General features: G+C 63.8%; 14 protein-coding genes. All 14 read right to left on the bottom strand.

Going from position 1 to position 14,797, the window contains the following annotated elements:
• Positions 1 to 12: 12 nt before the first annotated feature.
• The 14 genes from ACG873_RS16455 to ACG873_RS16520 all read right to left on the bottom strand — a co-directional run bounded on the left by ACG873_RS16455 (position 13) and on the right by ACG873_RS16520 (position 14,519).
• Positions 13 to 1,245 (bottom strand): NAD(P)/FAD-dependent oxidoreductase, encoded by a 1,233-nt coding sequence (locus ACG873_RS16455; protein ID WP_394893100.1) that lies wholly within the window; start codon positions 1,243 to 1,245, stop codon positions 13 to 15.
• Entirely contained in the window at positions 1,238 to 1,564 is a 327-nt protein-coding gene (locus tag ACG873_RS16460; RefSeq protein ID WP_394893102.1) for a MocE family 2Fe-2S type ferredoxin, read from the bottom strand. Before ACG873_RS16460 ends, ACG873_RS16455 begins: the two co-directional genes overlap by 8 nt.
• 64 nt (positions 1,565 to 1,628) lie before the next feature.
• Entirely contained in the window at positions 1,629 to 2,723 is a 1,095-nt protein-coding gene (locus ACG873_RS16465; protein WP_394893103.1) for a fatty acid desaturase family protein, read from the bottom strand.
• 94 nt (positions 2,724 to 2,817) lie between these two features.
• Positions 2,818 to 4,005 carry an aldose 1-epimerase family protein gene (locus ACG873_RS16470; protein ID WP_394893104.1) on the bottom strand — a complete coding sequence of 396 codons (1,188 nt, stop codon included), beginning with the start codon at positions 4,003 to 4,005 and terminating at the stop codon, positions 2,818 to 2,820.
• On the bottom strand, positions 4,005 to 4,787 hold the full coding sequence (locus ACG873_RS16475) for an ATP-binding cassette domain-containing protein (RefSeq protein ID WP_394893105.1): 783 nt from the start codon (positions 4,785 to 4,787) through the stop codon (positions 4,005 to 4,007). Before ACG873_RS16475 ends, ACG873_RS16470 begins: the two co-directional genes overlap by 1 nt.
• Positions 4,784 to 5,788 carry an ABC transporter permease gene (locus ACG873_RS16480; RefSeq protein ID WP_394893106.1) on the bottom strand — a complete coding sequence of 335 codons (1,005 nt, stop codon included), beginning with the start codon at positions 5,786 to 5,788 and terminating at the stop codon, positions 4,784 to 4,786. The genes ACG873_RS16475 and ACG873_RS16480 overlap by 4 nt, the downstream gene beginning before the upstream one ends.
• A gap of 42 nt (positions 5,789 to 5,830) precedes the next feature.
• A complete protein-coding gene (locus ACG873_RS16485) occupies positions 5,831 to 6,769 on the bottom strand; it encodes a substrate-binding domain-containing protein (protein WP_394893108.1) in 939 nt (312 codons plus the stop codon).
• A gap of 27 nt (positions 6,770 to 6,796) precedes the next feature.
• Positions 6,797 to 7,711 carry a sugar phosphate isomerase/epimerase family protein gene (locus ACG873_RS16490; RefSeq protein WP_394893110.1) on the bottom strand — a complete coding sequence of 305 codons (915 nt, stop codon included), beginning with the start codon at positions 7,709 to 7,711 and terminating at the stop codon, positions 6,797 to 6,799.
• 27 nt (positions 7,712 to 7,738) lie between these two features.
• Positions 7,739 to 8,830: a Gfo/Idh/MocA family protein gene (locus tag ACG873_RS16495; protein ID WP_394893112.1), complete on the bottom strand. Its 1,092-nt coding sequence runs from the start codon at positions 8,828 to 8,830 to the stop codon at positions 7,739 to 7,741.
• A gap of 37 nt (positions 8,831 to 8,867) precedes the next feature.
• On the bottom strand, positions 8,868 to 9,929 hold the full coding sequence (locus ACG873_RS16500) for an ABC transporter ATP-binding protein (RefSeq protein WP_394893113.1): 1,062 nt from the start codon (positions 9,927 to 9,929) through the stop codon (positions 8,868 to 8,870).
• Complete coding sequence (locus ACG873_RS16505; protein WP_394893115.1) at positions 9,922 to 11,022, bottom strand: ABC transporter ATP-binding protein; 1,101 nt, start codon at positions 11,020 to 11,022, stop codon at positions 9,922 to 9,924. Before ACG873_RS16505 ends, ACG873_RS16500 begins: the two co-directional genes overlap by 8 nt.
• Entirely contained in the window at positions 11,019 to 11,978 is a 960-nt protein-coding gene (locus ACG873_RS16510; RefSeq protein WP_394893117.1) for a carbohydrate ABC transporter permease, read from the bottom strand. Before ACG873_RS16510 ends, ACG873_RS16505 begins: the two co-directional genes overlap by 4 nt.
• Positions 11,975 to 12,835 (bottom strand): carbohydrate ABC transporter permease, encoded by an 861-nt coding sequence (locus ACG873_RS16515; RefSeq protein WP_394893119.1) that lies wholly within the window; start codon positions 12,833 to 12,835, stop codon positions 11,975 to 11,977. The genes ACG873_RS16510 and ACG873_RS16515 overlap by 4 nt, the downstream gene beginning before the upstream one ends.
• 76 nt (positions 12,836 to 12,911) lie before the next feature.
• Complete coding sequence (locus ACG873_RS16520; RefSeq protein WP_394893121.1) at positions 12,912 to 14,519, bottom strand: extracellular solute-binding protein; 1,608 nt, start codon at positions 14,517 to 14,519, stop codon at positions 12,912 to 12,914.
• Positions 14,520 to 14,797: the final 278 nt, after the last annotated feature.

Here is a 14,797-nt window from a genome sequence, read left to right on the forward strand (position 1 = left end):
ATTCGTTCCCCTTTACGCGGCGAGCAGTGTCTTCAGCTTGGTCTCGGCAGCCGCCAGCTTGTCGCGCGGCGGCCTCGCCTTTTTGGCGATAAGCATTTCGGCCAGCCGTATGTCACGGGCGACCGCATTCCCCTGTCCGATGCCGCTTGCTGCGACGAGCCTGCCGTCGGCTGCGAGGTGGAACAGGATGAACGCGCCCTCTCCGATCTCCCGGCGGACGGTTTCGACGCCCTCGTCGACGAGCCCTGCGATCTGGATCGATAGATCGAACTGATCCGACCAGAACCACGGAATTGCCGCGAAATCTTCCTGCCTGCCCAGCATGTTGCGGGCGGCCAAATTCCCCTGGTCCTGGGCATTGCGCCAGGCTTCAAGACGGACCCGCCTACCGGCATAGACGCCAAGCGGAAAGGAACAGCAGTCGCCCGCGGCGAAGATGTGCGGATCCGATGTCGCCATCCGCTCATCGACGCGGACGCCGTTTTCGACCGCCAGCCCTGCACATTCGGCGAGCTCGGTGTTGGGGATCGCGCCGATGCCGATAATGCAGGCGTCGGCGTCGACCGAAACGCCGTCGGCCAGTGCGATGGAGACGCCGTCACCATGGTCGCCGATGGCGGTGATCGCCGCGCCGCATCGTATGTCGACGCCGCTTTTTGTGTGGGCCTCATGCAGGACCGCCGCGACTTCGGCAGGCACGGCGCGCGTGAGGAGACGCTTCTCAGCCTCGATCACCGTGACTGCGCAGCCCCGCATCCGCGCCGCCGCAGCCAGCTCCAGGCCGATGAAGCCTCCGCCAATCACCGCGATGCGGGCATCAGGGCGCAGGTGCGCGCGAATGGCCTCGGCATCATCGTGGGTCCGGAGATAGACGCATTGGCGCGAGTTTTCCGCCATCGCCAGCCTGCGGGGACGAGCGCCCGTCGCCAGCAGCAGCCTGTCATATGAAAGGGAAGTACCGCTTTCCAGCAGGACCTTATGGGCCGCGCGGTCGATGGAGATTGCGGCAGCGGAGAGCACGAGCCGTATGCCCGCTTCCTCGAAGCGCCCGGCATCCACGATAGCTTTCATGCTTGCGCCGGTCAGAGCCATTGCATCCTTGGAGAGAGGCGGGCGTTCGTAGGGCAAATGGCGCTCGGCGCCGATCAGGCTGACAGGTCCTGTATAGCCCTCCTCGCGCAGCGCGAAGGCGGCCCGTGTGCCGGCTTCGCCGGCGCCAACGATGACCATTCCCGCGTCAGCCATCGCGGCCGCCGATCTCGATCATGACCTTTCCGGCTTCCACCTTCACCGGATAGGTCTGGAGGTTGACGCAGACCGGCGCGCCCCTGGCGGCCCCGGTCTTGTAATTGAAGCGGCCATTGTGCTTCGGGCATTCGATGATGTCGTCCATCACCAGCCCGTCCGCCAGATGCACCTTCTCGTGCGTGCAAAGACCATCGGTCGCAAAGAACTCATCATCGGGCGAGCGGTAGATGGCAAACGTCCGGCCGTTATGGTCGAAGCGGATCACATCCTCCTCGTCCACGTCGTCCACGGCACACGCCACGATCCATTCAGGCATATTCTCATTCCATCGGTCTCGGGAGACGCTTCATGGTCGGGCGTCGGGATTGTTGGTCGGGGGACTACTCGGCGGCGGCCGATACCGTCACGTCATGGAATTCGCCGCGATAAGGCCGCGCCGTCGGCGGCAGGTCGCGCTTGAGGAAAAAATCCTCGTATTTCAGTTGCTTGAGAAGCACCGGCCAGACTTCGCGATAGGCGTGCCATATCGAGGGATTCGCCTCGGGCAAATCGTGCTTGATCAGTTCGTGCAGCCGGGGCAGCGCGTGATAGGGGACCATCGGGAACATGTGGTGCTCCACATGGTAGTTCATGTTCCAGTAGATGAACCGGCTGATCGGGTTCATATAGACTGTGCGCGTGTTCAGCCGGTGGTCGACGACATTGTCGGCCAGGCCGATATGCTGAAGCAGGCCGGTCATGACCATATGCCAGGTGCCGTAGAGGCGCGGCAGGCCAACCAGCATCAGCGGCAGCCACGACCCAACGGCGATGGCAAGCGCCACCGTCGCGACGTAAATCGCTACGTGCCAGCGGGCGGCGACGATTGCCTTAGGCCACTCCATCTCCGGAATGTAGCTCTTCTCGTCGGCCGAAAGATTGCCGAACGCGTTGCGGAAGAGCGTCGGCAGCGAATAGCGGAAATCCAGGAGGCCGGTGAACGTCAGCGCCGCCTTCAGGAGGTCCGGCGGCCGCATGACGGCGATCTCGGCGTCGCGGCCGACGATGATCGTATCGGTGTGGTGTCGCGCATGGCTCCAGCGCCAGGTCACCGGATTGCGCATCAGCATGAACGAGGCGATCTGATAGACGACATCGTTCATCCAGCGCGTGCGAAACGCCGTGCCGTGGCCACATTCATGCCAGCGCGAGTCGCTCGCCGAGGCGTAGAAGACGCCGTAAACGAGGAAAAACGGCACGCACCACCACGTGCCCCAGAAGGCGATCGCGCCAGCCGCCGAGACGAGAAGGACGCCAAGCCAGACGATCGTGTCGCGGATGGCGGGCCCGTCCGAACGCTGCATCAGTTCTTTCATCACCTTGCGCGACACCTCGGTGTGATACCACTCGGCCGAGGCAAGACCGGTTTCGATCGCCATACGCGTGCTTTCGCCGACGAGGCTGTAATCGCGCTTCTTCTTTTCCACGGTGGTCATTGTCTTCTCCAAGATCCGCCTTCCGTCCTGTCCTTGCCGGTCCTCCTCCCGCTTCTCTCCCTAATGCCCGCTCTCCTGCCGGTCTCTTTTCGGTTCATGACCGCGGTCCTTCGGCAAGCTTGGGGAACCTGCCCGACGGCGCCGGAAAATCCTCCTCCGGCTGTTTGGCGATCGACGCGATCCGGCGCTCGGCCTCGTCGATCTCGGCCTGCCCGTCGAGAACCCTGAACGTCGCCTCGTAGGACCGGGACTCGTCGTGTTCGAGCCAGATCATCTCGCGGCGATCGCGTGCAGCAGTGTTGCCAAGGGCATGATGCGTCGACGGTTCGATCCCCATGGCATATTGGCCGGCCTGGAAATTCTGCCACTGGTACATGCAGGGAAGCTGATTTTTCTGGGTCACGATCTCGAAGCCGAGGCCGATCCGGTCGTTGGCCACTGCGACCGGAACCAGGCCGTCGGCGTCGGCGGCAAGCTCGTGCTGCCAGACCTGCTCGCGAAAATTCATGCGCGGCGCGGGCAGCGTGCGGTAGCCCACGCCCTGCGCGCTATAGGCCTCGCCAGCATGGGCCGCCCAGACCACATCCGTGACCGGCGCCAGATAGCGCGAGCCTTCGTCGACCAGAGGATGGCTCACATTCACATGGTAGAAATACATGTGCGGCGTGCGCGCGAAGCCGTGATTGACGACGCGGTCGGAGATGCGGATCTCGTTGCCGCCGACCTCCGCCTCGATCCGGCGATGGAGATGAAGGTCCTCGCCGAACACCGCCGATTGCTGCACGACGCCTTCCGCCCAAAGTACGCAACGGTCGCCGTCCCAGCGCTCGCCATAGCCGGTGAGCCGCGCCGGAATCGTGCTGACCCGCCCGTGAAGCGAATGGCGCACGCTCTTCCTGCCGGGATAGTTGTAATTGTCGGCGGGCACTTCCTCGGGGCCGAGGATGTGGTCCAGGCCGCATGTCAGGAGCAGACCTGAAAACGACCGTGCCCAGGAGAAGCCGCCCTCGCCTTCATACTCATGCAGCGCCGGGTGGCGAAACCCGCTCGGCGAATGCCAGCCGATCGCCTGGCCCTTGTAGTCACAGTCGGCGATGTCGAGCGCCCGGTCGACCAGCGCGGTGAACCGAAGTCCGCTGCCGGTCCGGAACTCAAGCATGCGTATGCCGCGCTCGACCCCGTCGCCGAGCGTCATCACGCGCACGCCGGCAAATTGCGAGAGCATTCCGGACCGTTCCGAAACCTGCCTGCGCGTCAGCGTCTGTCCGTAGAGCTGAACCATCAGTGCGCCTTCGCTTCCTTGACGAGTGTCGATACGTCGACGCCCATGATGAGGCTCTCGACCGTCAAGAGGTCGGTGTCCTCGACGGCGCGTTCCGCGACGATTTCGCCGCGGCGCATGACGACGATGCGATCCGCCACCTGGAAGACGTGATGGATGTTGTGCGTGATGAAGAGCACCGTATGGCCGGCGTCGCGCACTTCCTTGACGAACCGCAACACGCCGTGGGTCTCCTCGACGCCGAGATTGTTGGTCGGCTCGTCGAGGATGATTACCTTGGCGGCGAATTGCATCGCCCGCGAAATGGCGATCGATTGCCGCTCGCCGCCCGAGAGCGTGTCGACCGGCGCATCGGCGTCGAGCTTCTTGGAGATGCCGACCCGCCGCAGCAAGGCCGATGCGGCGCGCCGCAGTTCCGGAAAATCGAGCGGCGCAAAGACGCCCAGGAAAGGCAGTTTCACCGGCTCGCGGCCGAGGAACAGGTTGCGCGCGATCGAAAGGTCGGGCGCAAGCGACGTGTCCTGGTGGATCGTCTCGATGCCGAGATCGATCGCATCGCGCGCCGAGCGGATCGACGCTTTTTCACCCCGGACGTAGATGTCGCCGCCATCGACCGGATGCACGCCGGAGATCGCCTTGATCAGGGTCGACTTGCCGGCGCCGTTGTCTCCCAGAAGCGCGACGACTTCGCCTTCGCGAAGCGTCAGCGACGCGCTTCGCAGAGCGTTGACGCTGCCGAACGATTTGCGCACGTGCTCCAGGCGCAGGACTTCAGCCGTCATCGCCGCACACTCCGTCTCTGGATCATCGCGTGCAGGATCAGCATTACGAGGATGATCGCGCCGACGAAGATGTTGAAGGCGAGGCCCGGCACGCCGATCAGAACGATCCCGTTGCGGATCGCGCGCAGCATGAAGGCGCCGACGACGGTGCCCAGAATGGTGCCGCGCCCGCCGGTAAGCGCGGTGCCGCCGACCACCACCATGGCGATCACTTCCAGCTCGTAGCCCGTGCCGGCAACGGGCGACGCGGCGGAAATCCGGAAAGCGCTGATCATGCCGGCGAGGCCTGAAAGCACCGAAGCGGTGATGAACAGCCAGATCTTGACGGCGTCGGCCGGCACGCCGCGCGCCACCGCCGCACTGCGGTTCGAGCCGATGGCGCTGATCCAGTTGCCGACCTTGGACCGGTTCAGGACGTAGGCGCAGACGAGCGTCAGCCCGATGAACCAGAACAGCGACGTGTAGAGCCGGAACGGGCCGACATCGAAGCTGCCCGCGAGGAGCGTAACGAAGATGCCGGGCTCGTTCCACGATTTGAGGGGGAAACCCTGGGTGATGTAGAGCGCCACTCCGCGCACGATCAGAAGCATCGACAGCGTCACCAGGAAGGACGAGATGCCGATCTTGGTGACGATGATGCCGTTGATCGCGCCGATGGCGATGCACACCACGAGCCCGACGAGCAGGGCAAGGCCGATGTCCACGCCGGCAGTCTGTGCCAGCAGCATGACAAGCACCGGTCCGAGCGCGAAGACGGCGCCGACGGAGAGATCGAACTCGCCGGCCGTGAGCAGGAGCGTCATGGCGAGCGCCATGATCCCCAGCTCCGGCAGGAAAGCCATCATGTTGGAGATATTGAGCGGCGACAGGAAGTTGGGATTGGCGATCGAAAATCCCGCCAGCACGATTGCAAGGATGATCAGCGAGGCAACCTGTGGCGTCGCCATCAGGCGACGCCACCTGTCTCCCCGCCCTTCCATTCTTTCCGTTACCGCCGTCATGACCGTATCCATATTCGTCCTCTGTCGGAGCCGCTGTCAGGCTCACTCGCCATAGAGCTTGAGTATCGGCTCGTAGCTCGACTTATCGTAGAGGCTGAACGTCTGGATGTCGTAGCCGATCGGCTCGCCGGAGGCGGCAAGGTTGAGCAGCGCTACAGGCATGAAGCCTTGCGCGGAGGGGAACTGCCACGCCGCGGCATTGAAGTAGCCGTCCCGCACTGCTTCGGCGACATCCTTGGAATTGCCCCAGCCGACCACCGGGATAGAGCTGGCCTTGATCCCGCCATTGTCGAACACCTTGCGGACGGCCGCGGCAACCGAGTCGCCGAGCGCGATGATCGCCGGCGGATTGTTGGCGAGCATGTAGTCGCTCATCTTGGCGATGATGCCGGCCGGGTCGGTCCCCGCGTCGACCACGTCGTACTTGACGCCGAGCGGATCGAAGATGCTGGCGATGCCCTCCGTCTCGAGCTGCTGATAACTGGCGCCCGGCACCTCGACGGGCAGGAACACCGTGTCGCCTTGCTTCACCAGCTTGTTGTCGACCAGGTACTTCGCCCAGGTCACGCCGGCCTGGCGGAGATCCGCGCCGACATAGGCCTGACGGCCGGTCGCCGTGTCGTCGGTGTTGAAGAAGACGACCGGAATGCCCGCATCCTTGGCCGCCTTGACCTCGGCGTTCCAGAGACCCGGCTGCGCCGAGGTGGTGCCGATGCCGTCAGGCTTGGCGGCGATGGCCGAGTTGAACGCCTCCTTCTGGGCCGCCATGTCGCCGCCCGAGAAGGAAATGTTGCAGGTGACGTTCAACTGTTCGCAGGCCTTGGTCGCGCCCGCATTCCAGTCAAGCCAGAAGGCGTCAGACGGCCCGCCATGCGACAGCAGGTAGAACGTCTTTTTCTCTTCCTGCGCGTGGCCCGGCGTTGCAAAGGCGGCGCAGGCCAGAAGCGCAGCAGCCGCGAATTTCAGTGTTGATTTCAACATCACGTCATTCCTCCCTTTCACTTGGTTTCAGAGGCCGTTCTGGCGGAACTTGCCGTCGAGGAACTTCTTTGCGCGCGGCACGTCGTCTTCCGACAGGTGCTCGATGATCACCGGGATGTTCGGGTGCTTTTCGGCGAGCCGCTGCAGATAGAGATCGTAGTTCAGCGAACCGAGGCCGGGGGCCGGCAGCTCGATCTCGCCCACGCCGCGGAACGTGTGGCTCTCCAGCGCGTCGGCGTCGCCGATGTCGGCATGCTTCTCGGTCTTGTCGTCGCCGGAGCGCTTCACGTCCTTGGCATGCGCGATCCTGATCTTGTCGGTCAGCGTGTCGAAGACCTGGTTCAGGATCTGGTCCATCCTGTCGATGTTGTGGGTCTCGAAATAGTTGGTCGGGTCCATCAGCAGGCCAAGACCCGGGTGATCGACCTGCGCGAACATTTTTACCGTCTCCTCGACCGAGCCGACGACGTTGTTGACATAGGTTTCGAGCAGGAACACCGCGCCGTGGTCGTAGGCGGTCTGGGCCAGATCGGCGACGACCTTCCGGCACTCCTCAAAACCTTCCTCGGTCTTGTTCTTCGGGTGGTGAACCCAGTCGGACTCGGTGTTGTAGGTGCCGGTCTCGGAGATCACGTAGGGCGAGCCGAACAAGCGGGCGTTCCTGATGATCTCCTTGAGATAGCCGACGCGCCTGTCGCGCTCGCCCCTGTCCGGGTGGATGATGTTCGTGTAGCCGGAGATGCAGCAGATCGGCAGGTTGTGGTCGCGGAACACGTCGCGGACCTGCTTCGCCTTCTCCCTGGTGATCTGGCCGGCCGAAAGATCGACGTCCTTGAAGTGCAGGTCGAGCTGGACGGTGTTGAAGTCCAGCGCGCGGATCTTCCTGGCGGTCTCCTCCAGGCTGTAGGGAAAGTATCCCGTAAAAATACCGGCTTGCATCATGATGTGAAACTCCTCCCGAATGTGGCTTCAGTTGATCGCGATTTCTGAAAGTCTGACCGTACGGGCCTCGGCGATGGACCGGTAGCCGGCTTCGACGAGCGCCATGGTCTTGACGTTGTCGGCGACGGAGAGCGCCGGCGGCGTTCCTGTGGCGACCGCATGCTGCAGTTGCTCCATCACGCCGATGAAGGCGTGCGGGAACCACATCGTATCCCAGGCAGGCGTCACCCACTCGCCGCCGGTCGTGCGCGCGGAAGCGTAGCTCAGCGTCGAAGCCGCGCCGGTCGGCCAGCCGATCGTGCCGCGGGCTACGCCCTCGGTGCCCTCGACGCGAAAAGTGATGTGCTGGTCGTCCTTGTATCCATCCTGGCGCGGCCCGGACCAGACATCCTCCAGCGACACGGCCATGACGCCCGACGGGAATTTCATGGTGGAAATGGTGATGCCGTCCGAATGGTCGAACCGGGTGCGCGGATCCTTGCGCGTCAGCGTCGTGATCTCGTCAGGGTCGCCGAAAAGGAAGCGCAGCGCGTCGAGATGATGGACGCTCATATTGGCGAGCGTCAGCCTGTCGTAATCCTCGAGGAAGGTCTGCCAGTGCGGGATCGCATGCATGTCGATCTGCGCGAAGATAATGTCGCCGAGCGCGCCCTGCCCGATGATCTGCTTCAAAACGCGCATCGACTGGTCGTAGCGCATGTTCTGGTTGACCGAGAGGATCTTGCCGGCGGCCTTCGCCTCGTCCCGGAGCTTGATCGCCTCGCCGAGCGACAGGGCCAACGGCTTCTGGGCAAGGATCGCCTTGACATGCGTCTGCTTCAACGCATGCCGGATGAGCGCCGGCTGCTGGTCGGGCGGAAAGGCCAGGTCGATGATCTCGACCTGGCTGTCCTCGATCAGCCTTTCGGGCGTGTCGTGGACGGTCGCAATGCCCCAGCGCTCGGCGACCTTTCGCGCATTGGCTTCGGTACGGGAGGCGATCGCGACGACCGGAAACCCGGCTTCCTTGTAGGCCGCCAGATGGCACTCAGCCATGATCATGCCGGCGCCGATGCAGCCGATCTTGTATTCCCTGTTGCGGACTTTCACGTCCGGCTCGAACTCGGCGATTTCAGCCATCAGATCCTCTCTGTCATTCCTTGTGCGGCGGCGCGGCTCATCGCGAAAGCGCGGTCCCGTTCCGCGAAAAGAGATGGACGGCGGCCGCGTCACAGCTCAGCGCGACCATCGCTTCCGGCCTGATGTCGGGCTGGCCGCGCATCAGCGCCCTCACCCGCGATGGCCCGGCATCGACCGTCACTACCGTGTAGCCGCCGAGCGGCTCGACCTCATAGACCCGCGACGGCGTTCCGGACTGGCCCTGCGCCCACGTCGACACCCTAATATCCTCCGGCCGCACGCCGACTTCGGCGATTTCGGCGGCGCCGGCCAGGCCTTCGACGGCGATCGCCCCGTCCGCCACGCGAATGTCGTTGCCGCTGGCCGTCGAGGGTAGGATGTTCATCATCGGCGAGCCGAGCAGGCGCGCCACATAGGTGCTGGCCGGATGGTCGTAGATCTCGAGCGGCGTGCCGACCTGCCGGATCACGCCTGCTTCGAGGATCGCCATGCGGTCGGCCACCGACATCGCCTCTTCCTGGTCGTGGGTCACATAGATCAGCGTCTTGCCAAGTTCGCGCTGGATACGCTTGAGTTCGACGCGCGTTTCCTCGCGCAGGCGGGCGTCGAGCGCGGAGATCGGATCGTCCATGAGATAGGCGACGGGATCGCGCACCAGCGCCCGGGCGATGGCCACGCGCTGCCGTTCGCCGCCGGAAAGCTGGGCGGGCTGCTTGTGGAGGATGTGGCCGATGTGGAGTTTGGCGGCGACGTCGGCGAGCTTCCGCTCGATCTCCGCCTGCGGGATCTTTCGCTCGGCGAGAGGGAAGCGGATATTGTCGCGCGCGTTCATGTGCGGAAACAGCGCTAGGTTCTGGAATACCATCGCCACGTTGCGCTCGGCCGGCGAAACCGCATTGACCGGCTTGCCGCCGATCAGGATCTCGCCGTGGTCTGGCATTTCCAGACCGAGGATCAGCCGCAGGATTGTCGACTTGCCGGACAGCGGCGGGCCGAAGAAGCAGAAGAATTCGTTGTCATGGATCGTGAAAGATGCATCCGACAGCGCGACCGTGCCGCCGTAGCGCTTGCCGACGTTCCGGAAGGCGATCTCAGCCATTGCCCGCGCCTCCGATTGCCTGGCCGGTCGTGCGATCGAAGATCCGTACCGCATCCATGTTGGGCGTCACGATCGCCGAAGCGCCGAAGGCGGCTTGCTGATCGTTGTCGAGAACCACCTTGATCGCCGAAGCGCCCTCGCCGAGATGGACGATCGTGCGCGCGCCGATGCGCTCGACCGCAGTGACCGACGCGGCGATCCCGCGGCCTTCTCCCGCAAGCATCGCCTGCTCGGGCCGAAAGCCGAAGAGAACCTCGCCCGAATGGCTCCGCATCGCCGCCGCCAGCCGCTCCGGAAGCGGAGCGGTCGCGCCAAGCGGGCCGAGATCGATCACCAGGCCTCGATCGCTTTCCGCTGGTTTGCCCGGCAGCAGGTTCATGCCGGGAGCGCCGATGAACCGCGCCACGAAAACGTTGGCCGGGTTGTTGTACACGTCGAGCGGCGTGCCGACCTGCTGGAGCACGCCGTGGTCCATCACCGCGATGCGGTCGGCCATCGTCATCGCCTCGAGCTGATCGTGGGTGACATAGACCATGGTCTGCCTGAACTGACGCTGCAGGTGCTTCAGCTCCGTACGCATCACGGCGCGGAAGGCGGCATCGACATTCGAGAGCGGCTCGTCCAGCAGGAAGATCACCGGCTCCATGATTGCCGAGCGGCCGATCGCGACGCGCTGCAGGATGTTGACCGACAGCCGATCCGCCCGTCGATCGAGCAAGGCGGTCAATTGCAAGAGCTCGGCGATGGCGCCGACGCGGCGGTTGGTCTCGGCCTTCGGCGCGCCATGCATGCGCGGCCCGTAGGACAGGTTCTGCCGCACGGTCATGTGCGTGAAAATCGCGTAGTTCTGGAACACGAACCCGACCCCTCGCCGCCCCATCGGCACGCCGGACATGTTGCGGTCGCCGAACAGTATGCGCCCGGACGTCGGTTCCTCCATTCCGGCGATCATGTTCATGGTCGTCGACTTGCCGCACCCCGAAGGACCAAGCAGCGCCATGAACTCTCCGTCGGCGATTTCGAGGTCCATCGTCTTCAGCGCGGTGAAATTGCCGAATTTCTTGACCAGGTTTTCGAGGCGGATCGTGCTCATGCCCGCGCCTCCCGCGCCGCGGCCATGCGCTTCATGGCAAAGACGGTGGCGATGGAGAGCACCAGCAGGATGGCGAGCGCGATCGCCGCGACATATCCCCAGATCAGGTCCTGCGTGGTGAGCTTGTAGATATAGACGGAGATCGTCTCGGTCGCGACGCCTGGGCCGCCGCCGGTCATGATGTAGAGCGTGTCGAATATCTTGAAGTTCTCGATAACCCGGATGGCGAGCGCGATGATGATGATCGTCTTCATCTTGGGCAGAACGATCGTCGTGAAGCGCTGCCAGGCATTGGCGCCGAGCAGGGTCGCGGCCTTCATCTGGTCCTCCGGCACGCCGACAAGCCCGGCGAGCAGGATGAGGAACATCAGCGGCGTCCATTGCCAGATGTCGGCCATCATCACGGCGGCGAGCGCCAACATCGGATCCGAAAGCCAGGCGATCGCAACACGGGTTCCGGTCAGCGCCGACAGGATGTCGTTCATCGGCCCGCCCGACTGGAACAGCATGAAGAACATGTAGCCGGCCACCGCAGGCACGACCATCATGGGCATGAGCAGGATCGAATAGAACAGCCGCTTGCCGGGGAAATCGTCGGCAAACAGCGTCGCCAGGCCAAGCCCGAGCAGGAATTCGGCCGGGACGCAGACGATCATCACGACGAAGGTGCGCCACAGCGCGCTCCAGAAGCGGCGGTCGGCAGCGAGATCGGTGTAGTTGGCGAAGCTGTTCCAGAGTTCCCACGCGTTCCACCAGCCGATGCCGGAGAGCGGTGACCAGTCGGTCAGGCTGATGTAGAGCTGCATCAGGAGCGGGAAGACGGCGATGAAGAGCACCAGAATCTGCGCCGGCAGCGCCAGCCGGAAGCCGAGACGCGCGGCTTCGTCGCGGGCAACCGCGCGACCTTCAGCGGCGAGCGTCGCCATGGCGTCCTCCGAGGCGGTGGCGACGTTCATTGCTTCAGCGCCCCAAACGTCAGGCCGCGTACGAGATGCCGCTGGATGGCGATGCCCATGATGACGGGCGGAACCGCCGCGATCAGGCCGAGCGCCGCCTTCGCGCCGTAAAGTTGGCCGGTCATGGAGGAGGAGAGCGACGCCATATAGACAGGCACGGTGACCCATTCGCGCGTGGTCAGCAGCAGCGCGATCAGATAGTCCGACCAGTTCAGGATGAAGACGAAGAGGGCGGCGCTGGCCAGTGGCGCGCGCATCATCGGCAGCGTGATCCTGGTGAAGACGCGCCAGCGCGAGCATCCCTCGACCAGGCCCGCTTCCTCGAGTTCGCGCGGCATGTCGTCGAAGAAGGTCTTCATCAGCCAGAAGGCGAAGGGCAGCGTGACGATGCCATAGACGAGAGCCAGACCCCACCAGGTGTCGGTGAGATTGAGGAAGGCCCACATGATCATGACAGGGATCATGACAGCCATGGGCGGAAAGAGCCGCAATTGCGTCAGCGCCAGCGGCAGGTTCTGGCCGGAGCCGAAGCGGGAGAGGCCGTAGGCGGCGGCCGTGCCGGCCGTCATCGCAATCAGCGTCCCGAGGGTGGCGGATAGCAGCGACGACAGGATCGGCTTCAGGGCGGTCCTGTCGAGCGCGACGATCAGGCTCGAATCGGACTCGCCGAAGATGAAGCGGAAGTTGGAGAGCGTCGGCGCATCCGGCCACCAGGTGAGCTCCGCTCCCGTCGCCGACCACTCGCCGATCGGCTTGAAGGCCATCGAGACCATCCACAGGATCGGGATCAGCGTCACCGCGAGCGCCAGCAGGATGACGGCGTACCGGAATATCTCGAATGGAATTGAACGCTTCATGTCGAACGCTGGTACCGCTGGCTGTGAAGGCGGGAGGGACTGCGAGAGCCCCTCCCTTCCGGCTTGCTTGGGAGGATCAACTTACCGGATCGAGAATTGTCGGCCACGCCGCCTTGTTGGTCTTGATGGCCTCGAGCAGCTTGTCCTCGCCGGTGCGACGCGCGATCCGGAGCCATTCCGTCTCCGTGTCGGCCATCGCCTGTTCGGCCGTCTTTGCCTTGGTGAGCGCGGCGACGAGGTTCTCGTCGAGCGCATTGTGGAAGGCGGTCGCGCCGGGATAGTTGATGGTCGGCACCGTGCGGGCCACCGTCTCGCGCACAACGTCCATGTGGTAGGCGTGATAGGTCTGGCGCACGAGAGGATCGGAGAAGTCCGACAGGCGGAACGGGTCGAAATAGCCGCCGGGATTGGCTGTCATCCACGCATAGATCCGCGCCGAGCCGAGCCACTGCAGGAAGAGGTAGCATGCCTCCGGGTTCTTTGCCTGCGAAGACACAGATGCGGAGAGATTGAGCCACAGCACCGAGCGGCTCACCATCTTGCCGTCGACCTCGCGGCCGGGCGGCAGCATCGAGCCGATCTTGCCGGTAACGGCTGAATCCTTGTTTGCCGGATTGTCGAGGAACTTCGGCAGGTTGGAGAAGGCGCAGGTCATGGCCGCGCCGCCCTTGGCGAAATTGCCGTACTGCTCGGGCCAGCCCCACGAAATCGCGTCCGGGGACTTGTAGGCCAGCAGATCGATGTATTCGCGGGTCGCAGCGATGCCCGCCTCGGAGTTGATCAGCGGCGCGCCGGTATCGTCGAACAGGAACTGGTTCGGCGAACCCATCGAAACGTAGCGCTGGTACCAGTTGGTATAGCCCCAGCCCTGGTTGCGGATGTCGGTCGAGCCGAGCAAATTCTTATCCGGGCGATGGAAGAACAGCGAGATCTCATCGAGCTGCTTCCACGTCTTGGGTGCGGCCAGCGCATAGCCGTGCTTGTCCGCAAAAGCCTTCTTCTCGTTCTCGTCGTTGAAGAGGTCGGTACGATAGACCCAAGTCTGGAAGTCGCCGTCGAGCGATACGCCGTAGGTGGACCCGCGGTACTGGTTGAGCAGCGACACACCGCCGGCGCCGTTGACGTAGCCGGTCTGCGGATCGTCCCATTCGGGCCTGTGCTTGCCGACGAAGTCGTCGAGCTTGATGATGCCGCCGGTTTCGGCGAGGTCGCCCAGCCGGTTCCACTCGACCGCATAGATGTCGTACGCTCCACCCTTGGTGGAGATGTCCTGCATCGTCTTGGTGAATTCCTGGCCGTTCGGAACACCGACGATTTCCAGCGTGATGCCGGTTTCCTTCTCCCAGAGATCCTTGATCGAAGGGGCGCCGGCCGGGAAGGGCTGGGTCAACTGGCCGATGGAACCGTCCGAAAGGCCAAGCACGATCTTGTCGACGCCGCCGGCTTTCATCGCCGTGGCGGCATCGACGGCGCGCCCCTCGGGCGTCTCGGGACCGTACTGATAGCGTTCGGCGCCCTCGAAGCCGGTCGGGCCGCCGATCATGCCCGCGGCAAGCGCATCAGCCGCATAGGCGCGGCCTGGGCGAATAAATTTCGGTGCGATACCGACCGCACCGACAAGCAAAGCGGCTTTTCCGCCGGACGCAAGCAGACCGCGCCGCGAGATGCGCACAAGGTTCGACATTGATTTCCTCCCTCCGGAACCACTTTAAGGACCCCGTATGAGGAATATTGACGTTCGCTCATGAGGCTGTCAACATCATTTCAAATCAAAAATCATCACTTAGCGCACTCCGAGAAGATAATCGTGCAAATTCAAGCTCCTGCCGCAGCGCACAAATGCTGACACACTCCAAACATGATGTTATTTGAGGTGTTTCCGCCCGTTCCTTTCGGCTTGCGGCATGGCCGCCGGCTCCCTAAACACGGTCGCGACGCTTGCCGCCCGTCCTTGCCCAGGTA

It is taken from the genome of Allomesorhizobium aridi, from assembly GCF_043769475.1.
In the GTDB taxonomy this organism is placed as follows: Bacteria; Pseudomonadota; Alphaproteobacteria; order Rhizobiales; family Rhizobiaceae; genus Allomesorhizobium.

Excerpts from the sequence above, each read along its gene's own strand:
- ACG873_RS16515 (WP_394893119.1), bottom strand. The coding sequence starts at position 12,835 with ATGAAGCGTTCAATTCCATTCGAGATATTCCGGTACGCCGTCATCCTG.
- ACG873_RS16490 (WP_394893110.1), bottom strand. The coding sequence starts at position 7,711 with ATGATGCAAGCCGGTATTTTTACGGGATACTTTCCCTACAGCCTGGAG.
- ACG873_RS16520 (WP_394893121.1), bottom strand. The coding sequence starts at position 14,519 with ATGTCGAACCTTGTGCGCATCTCGCGGCGCGGTCTGCTTGCGTCCGGC.
- ACG873_RS16470 (WP_394893104.1), bottom strand. The coding sequence starts at position 4,005 with ATGGTTCAGCTCTACGGACAGACGCTGACGCGCAGGCAGGTTTCGGAA.
- ACG873_RS16510 (WP_394893117.1), bottom strand. The coding sequence starts at position 11,978 with ATGAACGTCGCCACCGCCTCGGAGGACGCCATGGCGACGCTCGCCGCT.
- ACG873_RS16475 (WP_394893105.1), bottom strand. The coding sequence starts at position 4,787 with ATGACGGCTGAAGTCCTGCGCCTGGAGCACGTGCGCAAATCGTTCGGC.
- ACG873_RS16455 (WP_394893100.1), bottom strand. The coding sequence starts at position 1,245 with ATGGCTGACGCGGGAATGGTCATCGTTGGCGCCGGCGAAGCCGGCACA.
- ACG873_RS16500 (WP_394893113.1), bottom strand. The coding sequence starts at position 9,929 with ATGGCTGAGATCGCCTTCCGGAACGTCGGCAAGCGCTACGGCGGCACG.
- ACG873_RS16485 (WP_394893108.1), bottom strand. The coding sequence starts at position 6,769 with ATGTTGAAATCAACACTGAAATTCGCGGCTGCTGCGCTTCTGGCCTGC.
- ACG873_RS16480 (WP_394893106.1), bottom strand. The coding sequence starts at position 5,788 with ATGACGGCGGTAACGGAAAGAATGGAAGGGCGGGGAGACAGGTGGCGT.
- ACG873_RS16495 (WP_394893112.1), bottom strand. The coding sequence starts at position 8,830 with ATGGCTGAAATCGCCGAGTTCGAGCCGGACGTGAAAGTCCGCAACAGG.
- ACG873_RS16505 (WP_394893115.1), bottom strand. The coding sequence starts at position 11,022 with ATGAGCACGATCCGCCTCGAAAACCTGGTCAAGAAATTCGGCAATTTC.
- ACG873_RS16465 (WP_394893103.1), bottom strand. The coding sequence starts at position 2,723 with ATGACCACCGTGGAAAAGAAGAAGCGCGATTACAGCCTCGTCGGCGAA.
- ACG873_RS16460 (WP_394893102.1), bottom strand. The coding sequence starts at position 1,564 with ATGCCTGAATGGATCGTGGCGTGTGCCGTGGACGACGTGGACGAGGAG.